The organism is Arsenicibacter sp. R0_47, from assembly GCF_057652235.1.
Genome location: NZ_JBYFCJ010000003.1, coordinates 120,318 through 140,823 on the forward strand (window position 1 = coordinate 120,318; position 20,506 = coordinate 140,823).

The 20,506-nt window shown below is 51.0% G+C and carries 17 protein-coding genes; 8 read left to right on the forward strand and 9 right to left on the reverse strand.

Annotation, left to right across the window (positions count from 1 at the left end):
- Positions 1-26: 26 nt before the first annotated feature.
- Positions 27-200: a hypothetical protein gene (locus AC23NW_RS06505; protein ID WP_293833890.1), complete on the reverse strand. Its 174-nt coding sequence runs from the start codon at positions 198-200 to the stop codon at positions 27-29.
- A 294-nt stretch (positions 201-494) separates the two neighbouring features.
- On the opposite strand from AC23NW_RS06505, the gene AC23NW_RS06510 reads away from it, so the two are divergent.
- The 6 genes from AC23NW_RS06510 (at position 495) to AC23NW_RS06535 (ending at position 8,140) form a co-directional block, all read left to right on the forward strand.
- Positions 495-863, forward strand: a complete 369-nt coding sequence (locus tag AC23NW_RS06510) for a hypothetical protein (protein WP_293833891.1) — start codon at positions 495-497, stop codon at positions 861-863.
- A gap of 142 nt (positions 864-1,005) precedes the next feature.
- Positions 1,006-3,435 carry a TonB-dependent receptor gene (locus AC23NW_RS06515; RefSeq protein WP_487448459.1) on the forward strand — a complete coding sequence of 810 codons (2,430 nt, stop codon included), beginning with the start codon at positions 1,006-1,008 and terminating at the stop codon, positions 3,433-3,435.
- A 111-nt stretch (positions 3,436-3,546) separates the two neighbouring features.
- Positions 3,547-5,535, forward strand: a complete 1,989-nt coding sequence (mutL, locus tag AC23NW_RS06520; RefSeq protein ID WP_487448461.1) for a DNA mismatch repair endonuclease MutL — start codon at positions 3,547-3,549, stop codon at positions 5,533-5,535.
- Positions 5,536-5,562: 27 nt separating this feature from the next.
- Positions 5,563-6,342, forward strand: a complete 780-nt coding sequence (locus AC23NW_RS06525) for a rhomboid family intramembrane serine protease (protein ID WP_487448463.1) — start codon at positions 5,563-5,565, stop codon at positions 6,340-6,342.
- A gap of 3 nt (positions 6,343-6,345) precedes the next feature.
- Entirely contained in the window at positions 6,346-7,269 is a 924-nt protein-coding gene (locus AC23NW_RS06530) for a rhomboid family intramembrane serine protease (protein WP_293833898.1), read from the forward strand.
- Between the two features lie 379 nt (positions 7,270-7,648).
- On the forward strand, positions 7,649-8,140 hold the full coding sequence (locus AC23NW_RS06535) for an RrF2 family transcriptional regulator (RefSeq protein WP_293833900.1): 492 nt from the start codon (positions 7,649-7,651) through the stop codon (positions 8,138-8,140).
- A 58-nt stretch (positions 8,141-8,198) separates the two neighbouring features.
- Here the strand turns inward: AC23NW_RS06535 and AC23NW_RS06540 are convergent, their stop codons facing one another.
- Both AC23NW_RS06540 and AC23NW_RS06545 read right to left on the reverse strand, forming a co-directional pair.
- Positions 8,199-9,701, reverse strand: a complete 1,503-nt coding sequence (locus AC23NW_RS06540) for a DUF4301 family protein (protein ID WP_487448465.1) — start codon at positions 9,699-9,701, stop codon at positions 8,199-8,201.
- 128 nt (positions 9,702-9,829) lie between these two features.
- Positions 9,830-10,645, reverse strand: a complete 816-nt coding sequence (locus tag AC23NW_RS06545) for an Fpg/Nei family DNA glycosylase (protein WP_487448466.1) — start codon at positions 10,643-10,645, stop codon at positions 9,830-9,832.
- Positions 10,646-10,837: 192 nt separating this feature from the next.
- Between AC23NW_RS06545 and AC23NW_RS06550 the strand changes: the two genes are divergently transcribed.
- The gene (locus AC23NW_RS06550) at positions 10,838-11,788 is read left to right on the forward strand and encodes a hypothetical protein (RefSeq protein ID WP_293833904.1); all 951 of its coding nucleotides are present in this window, start codon (positions 10,838-10,840) and stop codon (positions 11,786-11,788) included.
- Between the two features lie 190 nt (positions 11,789-11,978).
- Here AC23NW_RS06550 and AC23NW_RS06555 read toward each other — a convergent pair whose 3' ends face one another.
- Together AC23NW_RS06555 and AC23NW_RS06560 are read right to left on the reverse strand one after the other, a co-directional pair.
- Positions 11,979-12,743, reverse strand: coding sequence for a hypothetical protein (locus tag AC23NW_RS06555; RefSeq protein WP_487448468.1), 765 nt, complete (start codon positions 12,741-12,743; stop codon positions 11,979-11,981).
- A gap of 62 nt (positions 12,744-12,805) precedes the next feature.
- Positions 12,806-13,762, reverse strand: coding sequence for a hypothetical protein (locus tag AC23NW_RS06560; RefSeq protein ID WP_487448470.1), 957 nt, complete (start codon positions 13,760-13,762; stop codon positions 12,806-12,808).
- 110 nt (positions 13,763-13,872) lie between these two features.
- Here AC23NW_RS06560 and AC23NW_RS06565 point away from each other — a divergent pair, with 110 nt between their 5' ends.
- Positions 13,873-15,474 (forward strand): amidohydrolase family protein, encoded by a 1,602-nt coding sequence (locus AC23NW_RS06565; RefSeq protein ID WP_487448472.1) that lies wholly within the window; start codon positions 13,873-13,875, stop codon positions 15,472-15,474.
- 89 nt (positions 15,475-15,563) lie between these two features.
- On the opposite strand, the gene AC23NW_RS06570 is transcribed toward AC23NW_RS06565, so the two are convergent.
- The 4 genes from AC23NW_RS06570 to AC23NW_RS06585 all read right to left on the reverse strand — a co-directional run bounded on the left by AC23NW_RS06570 (position 15,564) and on the right by AC23NW_RS06585 (position 20,497).
- A complete protein-coding gene (locus AC23NW_RS06570; protein WP_487448474.1) occupies positions 15,564-15,986 on the reverse strand; it encodes a hypothetical protein in 423 nt (140 codons plus the stop codon).
- A gap of 94 nt (positions 15,987-16,080) precedes the next feature.
- Positions 16,081-17,682, reverse strand: a complete 1,602-nt coding sequence (locus tag AC23NW_RS06575) for a M28 family peptidase (protein WP_487448475.1) — start codon at positions 17,680-17,682, stop codon at positions 16,081-16,083.
- Positions 17,683-17,721: 39 nt separating this feature from the next.
- Complete coding sequence (mraY, locus tag AC23NW_RS06580; RefSeq protein WP_293833913.1) at positions 17,722-18,936, reverse strand: phospho-N-acetylmuramoyl-pentapeptide-transferase; 1,215 nt, start codon at positions 18,934-18,936, stop codon at positions 17,722-17,724.
- A gap of 103 nt (positions 18,937-19,039) precedes the next feature.
- Positions 19,040-20,497 (reverse strand): UDP-N-acetylmuramoyl-L-alanyl-D-glutamate--2,6-diaminopimelate ligase, encoded by a 1,458-nt coding sequence (locus tag AC23NW_RS06585; protein ID WP_487448477.1) that lies wholly within the window; start codon positions 20,495-20,497, stop codon positions 19,040-19,042.
- Positions 20,498-20,506 lie beyond the last annotated feature (9 nt).

Sequence of the window (20,506 nt, forward strand, 5' to 3'; positions counted from 1 at the left end):
TTCAGCAAAAGTCTTTCGGTCAGGATTTATTCCAGAGATGTAGCATTATCTGAGGGGGCTACATCGGTCAGAAGCTGGTGCATTACGCGCTCAACCATCTGAATTGCTCCCTGTAACGCACCAAAGGCTATACACAGAGGCAAGATAATGGGCAAAAAGAATACCCATTGCAGGATCATGTATAAACGGAGTCTTCTCATCTCAGATAATAGTTACGGATTCTCAATAAGGTTAGTTTGGGTTTTCGTATTAAACTACTTTATAGGTAGGGTTAATAAGTACACCAAAGTTAAATCTTTTTAAACAAAACAGCAAATTGAAAATAGAAATATTCGAAAGAAAAATTTCACTTTATTAACGACATAAGCAAACTGTTTGTTTCTTCTACTTCAAAAATTGTTCCGGCAAGAAGAAAAAGCGGTAATTTTTAATGTTTGAGGCCACATTTTTAATGTATTAACTACATTTGCTTTAAAAAATTGTTGCTTAACGTGTTGAATTCGAACCGATACCGATCCCGGACCGCCCGCTTTCTGCTCTTGCTCTATGCAGGAATGCTGGTGAACGGAATCTTGTTTCTGCACGCCCACCGGCTGGCAGACGGAACGATTATCACCCACGCCCACCCCTACAAACCCGTAGGCAAAGACCCGATCCAGCCCAACAACCACACGCAGCAGGAGTTGCTCTGGCTGGACGCTGTTACCAACGCACTCTATACCAATCCGGAGCCATTTTTCTGGCTGGCTGTGTTTACGGCCGTCTTCACGGCTACCCCTGCTTTTCCGGTTCTTTTCCGCACAATCAGCCGGCGTCATACGGCTTTCCGGCACCGCGGCCCCCCTGTCTATAGGCTGATTTAATGGCTGGTACATGGCGTTACGCTTTGTTCGCATGGGATAGCTGTGGGCTATAGGTATGTCCTCACGGCTTTCCGGTATGTGTTCAACGGGCGTATGTGATGTACCGTGCCCCGGTATTTCATCTCATAGACACAATCGCTCCATGTATAAACTTCTTCTCGTTTTATGCCTGGTGCCAGGGCTGGTACTGGCACAACTGTCGGGTATTGTTACCGATAAAAATACCCGTGAACCGCTGATCGGTGCAACCGTTTATCTGCGTGAACTTAAAAAAGGAGCTGTTACCGATGTAAACGGCCGGTATCAGCTGGGCAACCTGCCCGCCGGAATACAACCGGTTGAGGTGCGGCTGGTCGGTTATCAGACGATTCTCCGGAAAGTTAAGGTTGGCGGCGATAGCAGCAGCAATTTTGCCCTCGAAACCGATTCAAAGCAGCTTCAGGAAGTTGTGGTGACTGGGCTGACAACGGGCGCAACCGTGAAGCAGAGCCCGATTCCGATCATGACCTATTCCCGGTTACAGTGGATGCAAAGTAGTTCGACTAACCTGGTCGATGCGGTGGTGAAGCTGCCGGGCATGTCGCAGATTACCACGGGCGTGGGCCTGTCAAAGCCGGTGATCCGGGGGCTGGGCTTTAACCGGGTCATTACCGTACACGACGGTGTGCGGCAGGAAGACAACCAGTGGGGCGAGGAACACGCCCTGCAGGTCGATGAATATTCGATTGACCGTTACGAAATTATCAAGGGAGCAGGCAGTCTGTTGTACGGTTCCGACGGCCTTGGGGGTGTCATGAGCCTGATTTCGGCGCGGCCACCGGAGCCCGGCGTGATGCGCGGGCAGGTACTGACCAACTACCAGAGCAATAACCAGATGTTTGGCGTGTCGGGTATGGTCGAGGGGACCACTAAAGGCGGCGTGTTCGGCCGCTTCCGGACAAGCTACAAGAATGCCGGCAATTACCGGAATCAATACGACGGGCGGGTGTATGGCTCAGCTTACCGGGAACTGGATCTGAACGGAACAGTAGGCGTGAACCGGAGCTGGGGCTATTCGCAGGTATACGTGTCGAATTTTCATCAGGACATCAATATCGTTACCGGTGAGCGGGATAATCTGGGCCGCTTTCAGAAGCTGGTACGCCTCAGCAATGAAACAGAAGGCCCTGTAACCGTGTCCGACGACGAACTGCGCGGGCGGGCCATTAATCCGGCAAACTATCAGAGCCTGAACCACCTGAAGTTTTCCTGGAATACGTTTGCAAAACTAGGGGCAGGAAACCTGTCGGCCGTGATCAGCTATAACCAGAACCGGCGCCTGGAGTATGCCAGCACGCTGACACCCGGCGAACCGGCCTTGTTTTTCATGCTTCAGAATGTTTTCTACGACCTGAAATATTACCTGAACGCCGGAAAAGGCTGGGATGTAACGGTTGGCTGGAACGGTATGAACCAGTGGAATCAGAACCGCGGTCTGGACGTGCTGTATCCGGGATACCGGTACTGGGACAATGGCATTCTGGCGTTCTTCCAGAAGAAAACCGACCGGCTGACCATGAGCGGAGGCGTTCGCTTCGATGTCCGGCAGATGAATGTCAACCGGCTGTATGTGACGCCTGACGGTGCCTTTACCGAAACCGCCGCGCCGCAGAACCAGACCCGCTTTGCCGGTCTCAACAAAACGTTTTCGAACCCTACCGGAAGTTTTGGGGCTACCTACAATCTGACGCCACAGTTTACGGTGAAGGCCAACGTGGCCCGCGTATTCCGGGCACCGTCGGTACCGGAGCTGTCGGCCAACGGCGAGCATGCCGGTACGTTCCGCTACGAAATCGGCAGCCCTGATCTGCGCTCCGAAACCTCGTGGCAGGGCGATCTGGGCGTAGAACTGGAGACCAAAGGCGTACATGTGATCGCGAATGTGTTCCGGAATCAGATCAGCAACTATACCTTCTCGGAAAAAGTACTCGACCGCTTCGGCCGTGATTCAATCGTTGATCCGGCCCGTCCGATTCTGACCTACCGGTATGTGCAGGGCAATGCGGTGTTGTACGGTGCCGAACTACAGGCAACCGTGAATCCGCTCAATGCCCGCTGGTTTAACCTGATGGGATCGTATTCGCTGGTGCGTTCCCGTAATTTGTCGGCCCGCAACGATTCGGCCCGTTATCTGCCGTTCCTGCCGCCGCCGCGGTTTATTGCCCAGCTGAAGCTGACAAAGACGGAATGGGGAGACCGTATGCGAAATTTATACGCGCAAATCGAAATAGAGCACAATCAGGCCCAAAATCAGGCATTATTAGCCTACGGAACGGAAACGCCTACGCCCGGTTTTACGTTATGTAACATAGGGGGTGGCGGCGATATCGTCAACTCCGGCGGCCGGACCCTGTTTTCCGTCTATCTGACAGTGCAGAATGTGTTCGACCGGGCCTACCAGAGTCACCAGAATCGGCTGAAGTATTTTGGTCTTAATCCGGCAACGGGTCGTGCGGGGGTATTTAATATGGGACGAAACGTAAGTGTGAAGGTGGTTGTACCACTGACCTTCGCGCCGAAAGCCAGACCATAGATACCGCTGAGGTGGACGTTTTACGGGTTTCGATTTATTTTTACAAGGCAGATTTTGTATCATTGCCCTGACCTGGTAGCATAACTGGCAACCCGTAAAACCAACACGTACGTGAATATCATTCAACTATTACCGGACTCGATTGCCAATCAGATTGCGGCGGGGGAAGTGGTGCAGCGACCGGCTTCGGTAGTAAAGGAATTGCTGGAAAACTCCGTTGATGCGGGCGCTAAATCGGTGCAGCTGATTGTGCGTGATGCGGGACGTACGCTGATTCAGGTAATTGACGATGGGTCGGGAATGACCGAGACCGATGCCCGGATGAGTTTTGAACGGCATGCCACCTCAAAAATCCGCACATCAGATGATTTGTTCCGTATCCGTACGATGGGGTTCCGCGGCGAGGCCCTGGCGTCGATTGCGGCGGTTGCCCAGGTAGAGATGCGGACCCGCCGTGCTGCCGAAGAACTGGGCACGCTCATCCGTATCGAAGGCTCTGAGCTGAAAGCGCAGGAGGCTATTTTGTGTTTGCCCGGCACCAACCTGCTGATCAAAAACCTGTTTTTTAATGTGCCGGCCCGCCGCAACTTCCTGAAATCGAATTCGGTGGAAATGCGGCATATTCTGGATGAATTCCAGCGGGTAGCGCTGGCGCATCCGGAAGTCAGTTTTACGCTGTTTCAGGATGATCGTGAGGTATACAACCTGCAGGGCGGGAAGCTTAGCCGGCGCATCATTGATATGTTCGGGAAAAGTTACCGCGAACAACTGGCATACTGCGAAGAAGAAACGCCCTACGTAAAAGTGCGCGGGTATATCGGTAAGCCGGAGTCAGCGAAGAAAACCCGTAATGAGCAGTTCTTTTTTGTGAATCTGCGGTACATCAAACATAATTACCTCCACCATGCCGTAACGGGTGCCTACGAAGGAACGCTTCCTGAAGGCAGTCACCCGTTTTATGTGCTTTTTATTGATATTGACCCGTCCCATATTGATATCAACATACACCCGACCAAAACCGAAATCAAATTTGATGACGAGCGGTCGGTGTATGCCATCGTAATGGCAGCCGTCCGGAAAGCGATGGGCGTGTACAATCTGGCTCCTTCACTTGACTTCGACGGGAATGTGAATTTTCTGTCGGGGCAGGGGAGCCTGGCCGACCGGGGCCGGAGTGATGCATCGGTACCACGGCCGGCCGTGCCGTCGTGGATTACGGGGGAGCGCCCTTCGGCGAATGATGCGGACATGCCCCGCGACCGCCCCCGCCCGCTGCCGTCGAACTATAATTTTGACAAGGCATCGTCGGACCGGGCGGAAACCGAAGCCCTCAAGAAGAGTTCAGCCCGTAACTGGCAGGCTTTATTTGAAGGCATTGCCAAGCCGGAACCCGGCGGAACCCCGCCGGCTGGTCCGCCGGTAAGTGACTGGCTGCCACCAACTGAATCCCCGTTGCCGGAAAAACCGGCACTTACCCTGGGCAGCAAAGCCAACCAGCTGAGCGAAGGTGAAGATGTGCAGGCCGACAATATTATTCAGGTACAGAACCGTTACTTATTGGCAACCGTTAAGTCTGGACTTTTGGTAATTGACCAGCGGCGCGCGTATGAGCGGATTCTGTTCGATCAGTTTCAGCATGCGCTCACACGGCACAGCGGTGCGTCGCAGCAGTTGCTGTTTCCGAAAACCGTTAAGCTGATGCCGGTCGATTACCAGCTGGCACTCGAACTGCGCGAAGAATTGACAAGTCTGGGCTTTCAGTTTGATGAGCTGGGATCGAATTCGCTGGTGATCCGTGGTGTTCCGGCGTTATCGCCGACGCTGGGTCAGGCAACGGAAAGCGAAGAAGATGTGTTCGGCAATTTGCTGGCACAGTTCCGCGAAGATACCGGCAAGCTGAAACTGGAACGCTCCGAAGCGCTGGCCCGTTCGCTCGCACGGCGTACAGCGTCGCGGTACCAGACACGGCTTAGTCCGGTAGAATGCAAAGCGCTGGTCGATCAGTTATTTGCGTCGTCGAATCCCGGCTATACGCCGAAAGGTGAGGCAATTACAAGCGTGTTGACGTTGGATAAAATTGCTGGCTTTTTCAAACCGTAAATGGGTTATATTACGTAAATTGTAAAAATGATGAGTTTAAGCCCTGTTGTTCGAATTATACTTATACTGAATGTTCTGGCGTTTCTAGTAACAAGTGAAGCCGTAATCAAGCAGTTTGGCCTGCATTCAGTTTTATCGGACGACTTCAGACCGGTTCAGTTATTGACCCACATGTTTTTACACGGCGGACTGGGTCATATTTTCAGTAATATGCTGGGGCTGTTTTTCTTTGGTCCTATGCTGGAGGGGGTCTGGGGCTCACGCCGGTTTGCCTTTTTTTATCTGTTTACCGGATTAGGCGCTGCCGGTTTGTATCTGGCGGTGAATTATTACGAAATGAGTCAGTTACTGGAAGCGGTGAATGCCTACCGGAGTGCACCGACGCCGGAAAACTTTATGATGTTTATCACAGACCATGCTGGTTCTGCCTATGACCGGATTGAACCGTTTGTGACTAGCTTTGAAGCCAATGCCCGGAATCCGCAATATATTCAGGAAAGCCTTGGGTTTGTTAATTCATACTGGCTGGCTCAGGCAAACGAACCGATGGTCGGGGCTTCAGGAGCGGTTTTTGGTATAATTATGGCTTTTGGCTTATTGTTTCCAAACACTGAACTGCTTTTGCTGTTTCCACCTATACCGGTGAAAGCCAAATACCTGGTTCTTTTTTACGGAGCATACGAAATTTATACCGGAGTATACCGGGCACAGTCTGACAACGTAGCGCACTTTGCGCACATTGGCGGAATGTTGTTCGCATTCATATTAGTTAAATACTGGGGTTCTCAACGCAAAAAATTTTACTGAGACATGAGCGGGTTGTTTGATGATTTCAGGTCAGAGTTTAATAAGCCCAATAATACGTTGGTGCAGTTAATACTGGTAAATACAATGGTGTTTCTGGCCTTGCTGGTGTTAAACCTGACACTGTGGATGGCCAACCGGACGGGCTATTATTCACTGGTTACAGAGCAGCTGGCGATTCCGGCATCGGTCGAGGCGTTTCTGCATAAGCCGTGGACACTCATTACCTATTCGTTTACTCACGAAAAACCATTCCATATTCTCTTCAATATGCTGTTCCTGTACTGGTTCGGCCGGTTGATCGATGAATACCTGGGCAACCGCCGCCTGGTTGGTCTATACATACTGGGCGCTATTGCGGGCGGTGTTTCCTATATCCTTATTTACAATCTGGTACCCTTGTTTCAGTCAGAAGTAGGTGCGTCAACCATGCTGGGAGCGTCGGCGGCGGCGTATTCGGTGGCGGTAGGTGCAGCAACCCTGTTGCCGAACTATACGTTTCACCTGCTGTTTTTCGGGCCGGTCCGGATTAAATACATTGTTTTCTTTTTCATTGTACTGTCAATGGCGCAGTCAACCGGCCCGAATGCCGGCGGAGAACTGGCACATCTGGGCGGTGCAGCAATGGGTTTCTTTTTCATTAAACTGCTGCAGAACGGTACTGACCTCGGACGTCCGGTATACTGGATCATGGAAGGATGGCAGAACCTGTTTCGCCCGAAGCCACCAGTGAAGGTGTCTTACCGGCAGCGCAGCAGTGCCAGTACACACGCAACAGCGTATTCATCAATGGCGGGCGGTTCACCGTCGGTGTCAATGCCGGATCAGGATGAGATTGACTCCATACTCGATAAAATATCACGGTCGGGCTACGAAAGCCTGACTAAGGAAGAGAAACAAAAGCTCTTCCGCGCCAGTCAACGGAATTGATTAGCAGAATGGAACCCCGTAAGGGGTTTTATTTTTGCTGTATAGACTATTTAGAAGGTAGATATTGTGTGTAAATATTCGGTTGAAGGAGTTACCTGTACTATGCGATTCGATAATTTTCCATATATTTGACCTATCCTATAGGTAACTTCGTGACTAAGGAAAGAACGCATCTTTCGTGGATAGCGCCGGAAACGGAATAAGAAGTGGTTTATTGTGCAAAAGGGAGTGATTCTTATCAGTTTTTAGGGCTAAATTCCGGAAAAAGTTGGCGGAGAATAAAGCTATCATTAACTTGCTGAACTGTAACGGTCTGTGAGTGTAGATAATTTTTAATCATGTTCAACAATCATTCCTGGGCACCGTAAACCGTAACGAGATGATCTCAAAAAAAGCAAAGTATGCCATAAAGGCGCTCAAAGTTCTTACTGAAGAATACGGCAAAGGTCCGGTGCTGATTTCGTACATTTCTGCGAAAGAGAATATTCCCAAGAAGTTCCTGGAAGCGATTCTGCTTGAATTACGTAATCATGGAATCCTGCAAAGCCAGAAAGGAAAAGGCGGCGGGTATCTGCTCCGCGTTGATCCGGGCCGTGTGAATCTCGCACAGGTGCTTCGGGTTATTGACGGACCGATTGCGCCAACCCCTTGTGTATCCATAAATTTCTACGTAAAGTGTGACGACTGTGAAGATGAAGTGACGTGTGCACTGCGTCCGATCATGGAGCGTGTTCGGGATGCAAACCTGGGCGTTTACGAAAACACAAGTCTTCTTACGTTTCAGAACACAGGCTTACTGGAAACAAAAGAAATCGCTATCGGCGAGCCACAGCCAGAGGCTACTGATACTACCGGCCTGCTATCGGCTTAACCGGCCTGCGGTTGACTGGTTATAAAGAAAAGGAGGGCAGTGCCCTCCTTTGTTGTTTCTATTCAGTTGCCGGCTGATGCTCTTTACGCAGCAGATCGTTTACCGTTTTCACAGGGTTGAAGGTAATCAGCGGCACTTCCACAAAGACGGTACTCCAGTTGGCCATTGCCCCGTTCCACAGCCCCGGCAGCTCCTGTGCTTTCAGATCTTTGCCGTCTTTAGACTTCTGGGTAATAAAGCCCGTCTGCGGATCACGGAAGTCCGGCAGGTTGTATTTTTTGCCATGACGGTCTTTCAGGGCGCAGATCAGATCAACCGGGTTGAAGTGTGTCGCCGTGTCAAAAATGGCCTTCTGCTCGGCATCGTCCATGTCAAACTGAGCTGATTCTACCACCTGAAGTGATACCGAGCCATCCGGGTTTTGCGCCCAGAACGGACCGCCGCCCGGCTCACCGACGTTTTTCACCATACCGCACGCCCGGATCGGCCGGTCAAGTTTCTGGCGGAGATAAGCGATTTTTTCCTCACGGCTGAAGCTTTCGTAGCCAACCGGCGGCAGCGTATACAAGGTCGAACGCAGCAGCTCTTCTGCCTCGGCAATATAACCGTCGCTGACTTCCTCATGTTCGAGCAGTTCCAGCAGGCGGAATACCTGTTTCTGGGTATCAATCAGCAGCGCAGCCAGTACCTTTTTATAGGTGATAGTCGTTTCTTTCAGTTCATCCGGAACAACGTTGTCAATGTTTTTGATAAATACGATGTCGGAGTCAATATCATTCAGATTTTCAATCAGCGCACCGTGGCCGGCAGGACGGAACAGCAGCGAGTCGTCGCTGTTGCGGAACGGCGTATTGTCAAGGTTTACCGAAATCGTATCCGTTGCTTTTTTCTGCTCGGAGAACGTTACGTCAAACGCCACACCTAACCAGGCTTCGTAGTCCGGTTTTGCTTCGATAATCAGTTGTTCAAAGCGGCTGTGGTGTTCCGGCGATACCGTAAAATGCAGGCGAACCAGGCCATTGGCATTGGCATAGGCCGCGCCTTCCACGAGGTGTTCCTCCACCGGCGTGCGCGGTCCGTCGGTATAGCTGTGGAATTTCAGCAGTCCTTTAGGCAGACTGCCGTAATCAAGGCCGTCGGCGGTAAGCAGGTAGCGGAGTACGGTCTGCCGGTCTGCCGTAGCGATGTTGTCACCTTTGGCGGCCATAACGGCTTTCAGGTCTTCGTAAAAGGCAAAATCAGCAAGGCGGGCAAAGAATTCGTCAGTGGCTTTATCGGATTTCCCGTCGAGGGCGGCAAACAGCGATTTAAACATCCGTGTTGCGGCTCCTGAGGCCGGTACAAATTTCATGAGGGTGTAGTCACCAGTCAGGTCATCGTACTGGTGCAGATAAGCAAGGATCTGCTCGTCGGATACCCGCACAATGCCGTCGCCGATGGTGGCGGCCTTAATCGCTTTCAGAAAAGGAAACCCATTAACGAAGTGCTGAATCTGCTCATTAATGAGGTCGAGGGTGGCACCCTGGCCCTGAATTTGTTCCTGGTCTTGTTGAGAGAACATAGTGGCTTTGTGTCAGAATTTTAGATGGCAAATACGCGATTTCGCCGGAAACAGCAAAGGGTTGCGCACCTGCTGACGGACACGAATGATAAAAAATTAAGGTAAATCGACCGTATGCTGAAATGTGCTTACACCGGCTGGCAATGCGGACAGTACAGGGTTGTTCTTCCGCCGACCACCGTACGCGCAACCGATGTCCCGCATACCGGGCAGTAGCGGTGTGCGTCCGGCGAGTCATACGGGCTATGGTCCCACTCACGGGCATGAATCAGAAACGATTTCGGGAAATTCCGGTAAATGGCTTCTTGCTCAATCGCAACGGTCAGTACATGCCGGATCGCCGCATGAAGGCGGCTCATGTCGTCGTCGGACAAACTGCCGGCAAGCTTCAGCGGGTGAATGCCGGCCTGGAACAGTACATCATCGACAATCCAGTTGCCAAGGCCAGCCACGACAGATTGGTCCAGCAGGACGGGTTTTATGGGTGATTTCCGCCGGCGGACACGTGCCGTTAGCTCAGAAAGGGAAATGTCCAGACCGTCAGGCGCAATCTTTTTCCGGGCCAGGTACGTATCTATATTATCGACCAGCCCGACGCGCTCAAATTTGCGCGGACAAATGAAGCCGAGGTTGAACCCGTTCTCAAAGGCAAAAACGATCCGGGCATATTTAGGGCGGCCGACCGACGAGTGATAATATTCCAGATCGCCCGTCATGCCGAAATGAAGGTGCAGAATTACGGCCGGCTCGTCGGTCAGAACAAATAAATTTTTGCCAACGCGGCGGGTACCGGTGAAGGAACGGCCGGTCAGTTTTCCGGTCAATGTTTCATAGTCAACCGTCAGTAATTTGTAGTCCTCGACCAGAATATGATCGATAGGCTGATGCAGTGAAGAGGCCTCGAGATACTGTCTTCTTGTTTCTACTTCGGGTAATTCAGGCATAGTTTATTAATAATTTTAGTTGTTAATGAAACATTTTTTGCCCGGATACGTTTATAGATTTGTACAAACGCTCAAACACTAAACCGATAGACTCCATAGCAAACACTCTACATTCCTGACAAATTTATTGGACTGGAAACATTAGTTGTCTAATTACTCAACTACTTTTTAACCAACTAATTCTAACTAGCTATGGAAAATAATCCGCAACAACGGCCACGTACAAGTGGAGCCCTGCTCGCTGCCCTTATTATCATGACAGGGTTAGCAGGTGTATCAAGCTACCTCTATTTTAATCAGAAACAAGTCTCGGAAAATCAGGAAGTAACGATTGCTGAGCGGGTTGAAGAACTCTCAAACACCCGTGTTAAGCTTGACTCCATCTCGACCGCTCTGGATGCTAAAATTGCTGAAGTAAAGAAACTGGGTGGTAACGTTGACGAGCTGTTGAAAGTAAAGGCACAGCTGGAGAATGATAAGGCTGCCCTGCGTAAAGGCAATGCTGCCAACACACGGGCAATGATGGCTAAATACGATGCCAAAATCAAAGAATACGAAGGTTTCCTGATGGAAAGAGACACCCTGATCGCTCAGATGCAGCGTGAAAACGGCGTGTTGAAAAATACCAACGAAACGCTTAATACTGAGAATACAAGCCTGCGTACTGAACGGCAGGTAGCCCGCGATTCGGTGCGGACATTCGTTGCGCAGAATGAAGACCTGACAGCGAAAGTGACCCGTGCGGCGGCGTTGAAAGCACAGAATGTGAAGGTATACGCTGTATCGAATAAGGGTAAAGTCAAAGAAGACGATGCCTACAAGGCAAAACGTCTGGACAAAATAAAACTGGAATATACACTGCTGGATAACCCGCTGACGCGCGAAGAAGCTAAAGAGGTATTTGTCCGCGTTCTTGATCCTGACGGTGCCATTGTTTCTGACATGGCCAACGGCTCAGGCACATTCCAGGTAGATGGTAATGAAACGGTGTATACCACAAAACAAACGGTAAATTACACCAACAATACACAGAAAGTAGAATTGCTCTATACCCGTGGTATTCCTTACAAACCAGGTAAATACACAATTGAGCTCTACTCAGAAGGCTTCAAGATCGGTTCAGGCGCTTTCGCCGTCCGTTAATCGTCTTTGTTGAACGATAGTTTTTAGTGGTGGCACGGTTCATGTCGTGCCACCACTTTTTTGTTTTAAAGAGTGAAAGAATGAGAGAGTGAAAGTGGTGGCACGACTAAAGCCTCAAGCTATATTATTGCCTGTAAGCCGATAGCCCTGCCACCACTCTTTCACTCTTCCGCGCTTTCACTCTTTAAATTCATTGCTCCTCAATACTGCTGACACCCAGCTCGTTAAAGAGCGTTTGCCAGTAATGCGTAACCGTTGGGTTGTTTACTTTAGCAGAAGCGTTTGGCTCGAAAGGCAGCACCATCGTAATCTCCGGACTGCCGATCGTATATTGTTTTAGCTTTCCGGCATCCGCTTTTGCCCATTCTTCAGCCTGGGCATCGTCGCGGGGCGGCGACTCGTGCAGATCGCGCCGGCCGGACCCTTTCATGCTTTCGAGCATATCGCTCAGGTAATACACCTTTACCAGCATCCCGCTTTCATTGGCTTTGGCAATTACCGGCAAACTGGCCCAGATATCGGTGCGCTGATTGGATAACGAGCCGTTTTGTCTGGTCAGCTGTTGCAAAACGCGCTGGCGGATCATGGTTTTCTCCCGCTGGAGCGACAGATCAAATGCCGCCCGGGCAGCTTCGCGGTCGGTCGGGCTGGCGTTCGATACGTCATCCATCTCCGAACGGACGCTCTGTGACAGCGCACGGGCTTTCGAGGTATTATCGTGAATGAAATAAACCTCCACCTTATCGCCTTTTGTGTGCAGGTTTGCTTCAATCAGGTTGCTGATCTCCTGCGTGTATTTCTGGTTGACAAATGCCTGATTAACATTGACACTGACAGATTTATCGATAAAAATAAGCGTGTATGTCGGCTCTTCTGTCTGTACGGGTTTTTCTTTCTCAGAAGAACACCCGAAAATTGCCAGCCCGATCAGGCCGGTCATTAGTAGTTGCTTCATCGGAATATGCATTTACAGGCGAACCAGACCATGCTGATTCGTTTCATTAACGAGAGAGACCCTTACGGAATTGCCAGTGACCGGCGAAGGGTAGAATCGGCCGGCTGGTTCCGGTTCCAGTAATCCGACTGAATCGTTTGCTGAAGCACCGCCCGTGAGGTTAATACCTTGTTTTTGGTCGCGTAGGTCTCTTGCCATCCAACGATCCGATAGGGGAACTTGTTCTCGAAAATGATCGACAACTTCCGCTTATCTGATTTATAATCAATGTCGTATGTTTGCAGGGAGTCCCCTTTAAAGGCAGTGCCCGAATACGCCGAGAGGGCGACTTCGGCGGTTTGCGGGTCAAGGCGCTGATGCCGGAGGCGGGCAGCCTGTGTGCCGGGAATGAGTTGTACCGAACCGGTCGGGAGTTTGTCGGGTGCCAGGCGAATGCGGTTCCAGAGTTCGTCTTCCAGCATTACTTTGGCCACCGTATAGTCTTCAGCTACTTCTTTTTCAAAATAAGACCGGCCCGACACCGCATAGCCGGTACTACGCAGATTAAGCTGAATGTAGCTGTGGCCGCACCATTCCTGCGCGGATGTACTCACTTTGAGCGTACGCGGAAATACCGGATTATTAATCGGCGTGAAGACTGAGGTAAACAGCGAATAGTCGTAAATACCGGTCACAAACTTACGGATGATATTGCTCTTCAGCGTCGGTGCTGAGCGGTCGCGGGTGGCTTCGCTTTCGGATTTCACCTGTGTATCGGTGCGGAAATCTTCCGTTACAAAAATCAAAACCGCCTTGCCGGGCATCAGGCTGCCATATTGAGCCTGTTGCAGCTGATAGCTGTTGATTTCGGCTTTACCGCCAAACCAATAGTCGCGGAACGCCTGACTTTCGGCCACGGCGGGGGCCGGCGGCGGTGTCGGCTCCTTCTGGAAGATGGTGGCTTTCATGGCAATGGCGAACACAATGGCCAGCAGCACAATGCCCAACAGGAAGTATTTAGTGACCGTATCTTTTTTCATCGGGAGCGACAAGGCCGGTATCGCAGAAGAATCCGGCTGAGTTTTTGCCAAAATTACCGAAACTGCGTATTTTTCAAGGTATTCATCGGCATTCAACTTCCGTACTTATCATGAAAAAACTGTTTACCTATGCCCTGACCCTGGGTATGCTTCTGCTTACCGGCCATCAGCTGGCGGCACAAATCGAAAAGGCACCGGTCCGGAAAACAGCCGAAGGCGACGGGCCGCACAACCGGCTGATCATCCGTGGCGTAACACTGATCAACAGTACGGGAGCACCGCCGGTTGGCCCGGTTGATATTGTGGTCGAGAAAAACCGCATTGCCCAGATCCGGCAGGTAGGGTATCCGGGCGTTCCGGTTGATGCCAAAAGCCGGCCTCAGGCCGGTCCGGGCGATAAGGAACTCAACTGCGAGGGCATGTACCTGATGCCGGGGTTTATCGACATGCACGGTCATATCGGTGGGAAAGCGCAGGGCACCAGTGCCGAATATGTGTTTAAACTGTGGCTCGGGCATGGCATCACTACGGTTCGTGATCCGTCGGCGGGTAACGGCCTTGACTGGGTACTTGATCAGCGGGCACGCAGCGAAAAAAACGAGATTGTGGCTCCGAGACTTAAGGCCTACACTTCTTTCGGACAGGGTGCTAAGGAACCGGTCACAACGCCGGAGCAGGCACGGGCCTGGGTACGGGAAAACGCGAAGAAAGGTGCTGACGGCATTAAATTTTTCGGCGCCGAACCGGATGTGTTCCGTGCGGCCCTTGATGAAAACAAAAAACTGGGGCTACGGTCGGCCTGCCACCATGCCCAGCTGGAAGTGGCCCGGATGAATGTACTGGCGACCGCAAAGGCGGGGCTGACCTCAATGGAGCACTGGTATGGGTTGCCGGAGGCGCTTTTTGAGGACAAAACCGTACAGAACTATCCGGCCGATTACAACTACAATAACGAACAGAACCGGTTTGAAGAAGCGGGTAAGCTGTGGTTACAGGCGGCTAAACCCGGTACGGAAAAATGGAATAAAGTCATGGACGAACTCATTGCCATGGACTTTACCATCGACCCGACGTTTAACATCTACGAAGCGAACCGCGAGCTGATGCTCGCGCGCCGGGCGGAGTGGCACGATGACTACACCTTGCCGAGCCTGTGGCGGTTTTATGGGCCAAGCCGGATGTCGCACGGTTCTTACTGGCACAACTGGGGTACGGAGCAGGAGGTGGCCTGGAAGCGGAATTATCAGTTGTGGATGCAGTTCGTCAACGAATACAAAAACCGCGGTGGACGGGTAACGACGGGCTCGGATTCGGGCTTTATTTACCAGCTGTATGGCTTTGCTTACATCCGTGAGCTGGAATTACTGCGGGAGGCCGGTTTTCACCCGCTGGAAGTCATTCGTGCGGCCACCATCAAAGGGGCTGAAGCCCTCGGGATGGCCGATCAGATCGGGTCGGTTGAGGTCGGTAAACTGGCCGATTTTGTGATTACGGAGGTAAATCCGTTAGCGAACCTGAAGACACTGTACGGTACCGGCGCGATCCATCTCAACGAGAAAAATGAAGTAGAACGCATCGGCGGCGTGAAGTACACCGTGAAAGACGGCATTGTATACGACGCCAAACAACTCCTGTCCGATGTGCGCCGAATCGTATCTGACGCCAAAAAGAAAGAAAACTTCGAAATCACCCAGCCGGGCGTCAAAAAATAAAGAGTGAAAGAGTGAGAGAGTGAAAGAGCGGGGTGAAAGTGGTGGCACGATTGTCGGCTTCTGCGCGGCTATAGTCGTGTTACCACTAACTATAGACTTGCGTCTAAAAGAATCGTAAAGTTTAAAACATCTTCTTTTACAGGTTTCCCATCAATCTCAGCTGCATAAAACTCAACTCCTTGATGATCTAAATTTACAAGATACTGTATGAGAATATTTCTTTTTTTGTTGTGTTGTGTATGGATATCAACCTGAACAATTTTGATGTTTGGTTTCTCTTTGTAATCTTCAGAAGAAAAGGAACTCCATTCGATTTTACCTTTCGCGCCAGCCGATCTACTAAGCAATTCTTTTAAACTTGTATTATTTCCTAATAATTTGTAAGGTTTGTATTCTTTGACGATTTCAATTTCAGGAGAAGTCAGCTTTTGTAGACGATCAAATAGTTGATTACAAGAGAATAAGGAAATAGTTAATAATAAGAAAATAAACCTAGATCGTGATTTTTGCATAATTATAGCTATAATATGTTTGGCAAAAAAATAGGCTAAAAAGTGAAAGAGCCACCACTTCGCTCTTTCACTCTTTATCTCTTTCGCTCTTTACTTAAGGCTTATTGCTATCTACAACCAGACGGCCGTCGCGGTTAACGATTTCCCAGGCCGTGTAGAATACCAGACGGGCTGATTTTTCGGCCAGTTTGAAGTCGATTTTGTCAACGTCGTCGGTTGGGCGGTGGTAGTCAGGGTGGAGGCCGTTGAAATAGAAGATAATAGGTATTTTCTTCTTCGCGAAGTTATAGTGGTCAGAGCGGTAATAAATACGCTGCGGATCTTTCGGATCATTGTATTTATAGTCCAGCTCCATGTTGATGTACTTCGTGTTGGTCGCTTCGCTGATTGTGTGCAGTTCCGACGAAAGCTTGTCTGAACCAATTACGTAAATGTAATTGTCGGACTTACCCAGGTGCAGGTCATCGACGCGGCCTACCATGTCGATATTGAGGTCAGCAACCGTTTTTTCGAGCGGAATCGCCGGGCTGAAATCAGCGTAGTATTCCGACCCTAACAGGCCTTTTTCTTCACCCGTTACGGTCAGGAACAGAATTGACCGGCGAGGGCCTTTGCCGTCGGCTTTGGCTTTGGCGAATGCCTGCGCAATTTCCAGCACCGACATCGTACCTGATCCGTCGTCGTTCGCGCCGTTGTTGATCTGACCGTCCGGACTGATTCCGATGTGGTCATAGTGCGACGAAATAACCAGTACTTCATCTTTCTTATCAGTTCCTTCCAGGAAGCCCAGTACGTTTTCGGTACTTACAATTTCTTCCTTACGTTCGGCTTTAACTGCTACCTGACCTTTCAGTGACGAAGCGGTTGCCTTACCGGCCTGTCCGATCTGCTCACCGGCTTTGGTCAGCTGATCGGCCTGAGTGCCTAATAGCGCCGCCGCCATAGGGGCTGAAATCAGGAAAGAGCCAACCGAACCGACATTCTCGGTTGTGCTTTTCAGCATTAACCGGTTAAAGCGGCCAGCCAGGGCACCCCGCTGCGCCAGTACGCGTTTGAAGCCTTCGCCGGTTTCTGCCGAAACGATGAAAATCTGGGCCGCACCCTTTTCCTTGGCCAATGTGGTTTTATTCCGCCAGCTGTCGGCTGCGCCCCATTTCGAGGCATCTTTGGTCCCGCTGATTACTGATGTGCCGTCGGCTTTTTTGGGCTCGCCATCGAGGAAGACAACGGCTTTGCCTTTTACATCAACACCGGCATAATCGTCGTAGGCGTTGTCGCTGATGCCGTAGCCGATGAAAACTGTTTCGTACGAGGTTTCCGAAGGCAGGTTCAGCAAGCCATTGCTCGTGAAATCTTTCTGGTAGGCAAACGTCTGCCCGCCCGCTTTCACATAGAAATCACCCCATGTTTTGCGGTACAGGTTAAACGATTGCAGGAAGGACTCCTTGCCTTTGTCGTCTTTAATAATGGGCGTCAGCTTTTCGCTTTTGAAGTATTTCGCGATGTAATCAGCCGCTTTTTTCTGGCCACGGGTTCCGGTTTCGCGGCCTTCCATTTCGTCAGACGCTAAAACGCGGAGGTGTTTTTCCAGATCAGCTGCCGTGATGGTCTTCGCATACGGCGTCGGGTCCTGGGTTTGAGCCTGCAGGGCGAGTGGTGCCGCCAGCAGCCCGTAAAGAATCCAGTTACGATTCATTGAGTTGATGATATTTAAGATGGTAAGGTAATACAACGATTAGCGCAGTTTGAGCGTCACCAGCGTCAGAACGGCCAGAATAATGCCCACAATCCAGAAGCGCGTCACGATTTTGGCCTCGTGATAGCCTTTTTTCTGGAAGTGGTGGTGCAGCGGCGACATCAGGAAGACCCTTCGGCCCTCGCCGTATTTTCGCTTGGTGTACCGGAAATAGGATACCTGAATGATGACTGACAGGTTTTCGGCCAGGAAAATCCCGCACATTACCGGAATCAGCATTTCCTTCCGGATCGAGAGCGACAGAACGGCAATGACACCACCCAGCATCAGACTGCCCGTATCACCCATGAATACCTGCGCCGGGTAAGAGTTATACCACAAAAAGCCGACGCATGCCCCGACAAAGGCCGCACAGAAAATTACGAGCTCGCCGGAGTTTGGTAAATACATGATGTTCAGATACTCCGAGAACCGGGCGTTACCCGACAAATACGCCAGTACGCCGAGCGTTAACCCGATGATCACCGAGGTTCCCGCCGCCAGACCGTCGATACCGTCAGTGATATTGGCACCGTTGGAGACCGCCGTGATGATGAAAATACAAACGAGGGTATAGACAATCCAGGTGTATTCATCGGGCAGGAAGCCGAACAGCAGCGAGCTGTAATCGAACTCGTTATTTTTCAGAAACGGAACCGTTGTCAGCGTCGATTTTACGTCAGTATAATGCTGTAACTGACGGCCCAGATCGGTGCTGACGACCGGTTTGTCATACACGCGGATTTTAACGTAGTCATTGAACGACAACGTCAGCCCGACGATCAGGCCGAGGCCGATCTGCCCGACAACTTTAAACCGGCCGTGAAGCCCTTCCTTATTTTTCTTGAAAACCTTGATATAGTCGTCGAGCCAGCCGATCAGGCCCGTCCAGATGGCCGAGATGATGAGCAGGACAATGTAAACGTTTGATAGCTTGGCAAACAGCAGGACCGGGATCAGGAGCGAGGCCAGGATAATGAACCCGCCCATCGTTGGTGTGCCGCGTTTCTGCATCTGACCTTCCAGACCCAGATCCCGGATTGATTCACCGATCTGGAGATTACGAAGCGTGTCGATGATTTTCCGGCCGAAAACGGCGGCAATCAGTAAGGACGTAATAACGGTGCCGAGCGCCCGGAACGAGATGTACTGGAATACACCAGCTCCCGGAAAGTTAAAATGCCGGTCGAGGTACGTAAACAGGTAATAGAGCATGGAGGTAATTGATGAATGAGCGAAAAAGCGAAAGAATGCCGTCACTCTTTCGCTTTTGGGCTTTTTGCTCTTCGATTAGCAATCAAAGGTAAGAAAACTCCGATTAATTTTTAGCGGCAAAGGCCTCGCGAAGCACTTGCCGGTCGTCGAAATCGTATTTTACACCGTTGATTTCCTGATAAGTTTCGTGCCCTTTGCCGGCTACCAGAATAATATCGCGGGGCTGTGCCATCGACACCGCCTTCTGAATAGCGTCTCTCCGGTCTTCAATGGTGATTGTTTTTTTGAAATCAATCGGCGGCACGCCTGACTGCATCTGCTCCAGAATGGCCATCGGGTCTTCGTTGCGCGGGTTGTCGGAGGTCAGAATCACCTTATTACTGAATTTACAGGCGATTTCGGCCATGATCGGGCGCTTGGCCGCATCGCGGTTGCCGCCGCAGCCGACAATGGTAATCACCTGCTCGTTTTCGTTGCGGAGACCGGCAATAGTTTCCAGCACGTTCTGCAAGGCATCCGGCGTGTGAGCATAATCGACAATGCCCACGATCTGGTTGCCGGAAATCACCTGCTCGAAGCGGCCCGGCGGTGGCATCAGTCCCGACAGCTGCGTCAGCACTTCATCACGGTCTTCGCCCAGCAATACCGCCGCCCCATACACAGCCAGCAGGTTATAGGCATTGAATTTACCGATCAGTTTAAACCACACCTGACGGCCTTCGATGTCCATTTCCAGCCCGAACAACCCGTCGGCGATGATCCTGCCCTTGAACGTACCCAGGGTCTGGAGCGAATAGCTTTCCTTGCGGGCAGCTGTGTTCTGCAGCATGACCATTCCCCGTTTGTCATCCACATTCACCAGCGCAAAGGCCGAGGCCGGCAGCTGGTCGAAAAAGCCTTTTTTGGCCTTAATGTAGTTATCAAACGTCTTATGGAAATCGAGGTGGTCGTGGGTGATGTTGGTGAAAATACCGCCGGCAAATGTGAGTCCGGCAATCCGCTCCTGCACGACTGCGTGTGAGCTGACCTCCATAAATACATGCGTACAGCCGTGCCGCAGCATATCGTTCAGTAACACATTGATCGAAATCGAATCCGGGGTCGTGTGTGTCGATGGAATGACCTCATCGTCGATCTGGTTCTGCACCGTCGACAGTAATCCGCAGCGATAGCCCAATTTCCGGAATAAACGGAAGAGCAGGGTGGCAGTTGAGGTTTTGCCGTTGGTGCCGGTTACGCCGACTAACTTCAGCTTTTTCGCCGGATGTTCGTAGAAGTTGGCCGCCATCAGCCCCATTCCTTTTGCGGAGTCCTGCACCTGCACATAGGCTACCGATGGGTTCAGCGTTTGCGGAAACTCCTCACACAAAATGGCAGATGCTCCTTGTTCAATGGCTTTGCCGATAAACTTATGCCCGTCGGTGACGGTACCCCGTACCGCAATGAACAGGCTGCCCGGACCCGCCTTGCGCGAGTCCATCGTCAGGTTGGTAATCTCTGTATCCATGCTGCCGGATGTAGCAAGCAGCGATACTTTATAGGCAATGTCTTTTAGTTGCATAGATTGGTT

What these genes read in the sequence shown, in the direction of transcription:
- AC23NW_RS06505 (WP_293833890.1), bottom strand. Translation starts at nt 200, where the DNA reads ATGAGAAGACTCCGTTTATACATGATCCTGCAATGGGTATTCTTTTTG.
- AC23NW_RS06515 (WP_487448459.1), top strand. Translation starts at nt 1,006, where the DNA reads ATGTATAAACTTCTTCTCGTTTTATGCCTGGTGCCAGGGCTGGTACTG.
- AC23NW_RS06525 (WP_487448463.1), top strand. Translation starts at nt 5,563, where the DNA reads ATGATGAGTTTAAGCCCTGTTGTTCGAATTATACTTATACTGAATGTT.
- AC23NW_RS06530 (WP_293833898.1), top strand. Translation starts at nt 6,346, where the DNA reads ATGAGCGGGTTGTTTGATGATTTCAGGTCAGAGTTTAATAAGCCCAAT.
- AC23NW_RS06535 (WP_293833900.1), top strand. Translation starts at nt 7,649, where the DNA reads ATGATCTCAAAAAAAGCAAAGTATGCCATAAAGGCGCTCAAAGTTCTT.
- AC23NW_RS06540 (WP_487448465.1), bottom strand. Translation starts at nt 9,701, where the DNA reads ATGTTCTCTCAACAAGACCAGGAACAAATTCAGGGCCAGGGTGCCACC.
- AC23NW_RS06545 (WP_487448466.1), bottom strand. Translation starts at nt 10,645, where the DNA reads ATGCCTGAATTACCCGAAGTAGAAACAAGAAGACAGTATCTCGAGGCC.
- AC23NW_RS06550 (WP_293833904.1), top strand. Translation starts at nt 10,838, where the DNA reads ATGGAAAATAATCCGCAACAACGGCCACGTACAAGTGGAGCCCTGCTC.
- AC23NW_RS06555 (WP_487448468.1), bottom strand. Translation starts at nt 12,743, where the DNA reads ATGAAGCAACTACTAATGACCGGCCTGATCGGGCTGGCAATTTTCGGG.
- AC23NW_RS06560 (WP_487448470.1), bottom strand. Translation starts at nt 13,762, where the DNA reads ATGAAAAAAGATACGGTCACTAAATACTTCCTGTTGGGCATTGTGCTG.
- AC23NW_RS06565 (WP_487448472.1), top strand. Translation starts at nt 13,873, where the DNA reads ATGAAAAAACTGTTTACCTATGCCCTGACCCTGGGTATGCTTCTGCTT.
- AC23NW_RS06570 (WP_487448474.1), bottom strand. Translation starts at nt 15,986, where the DNA reads ATGCAAAAATCACGATCTAGGTTTATTTTCTTATTATTAACTATTTCC.
- AC23NW_RS06575 (WP_487448475.1), bottom strand. Translation starts at nt 17,682, where the DNA reads ATGAATCGTAACTGGATTCTTTACGGGCTGCTGGCGGCACCACTCGCC.
- mraY (WP_293833913.1), bottom strand. Translation starts at nt 18,936, where the DNA reads ATGCTCTATTACCTGTTTACGTACCTCGACCGGCATTTTAACTTTCCG.
- AC23NW_RS06585 (WP_487448477.1), bottom strand. Translation starts at nt 20,497, where the DNA reads ATGCAACTAAAAGACATTGCCTATAAAGTATCGCTGCTTGCTACATCC.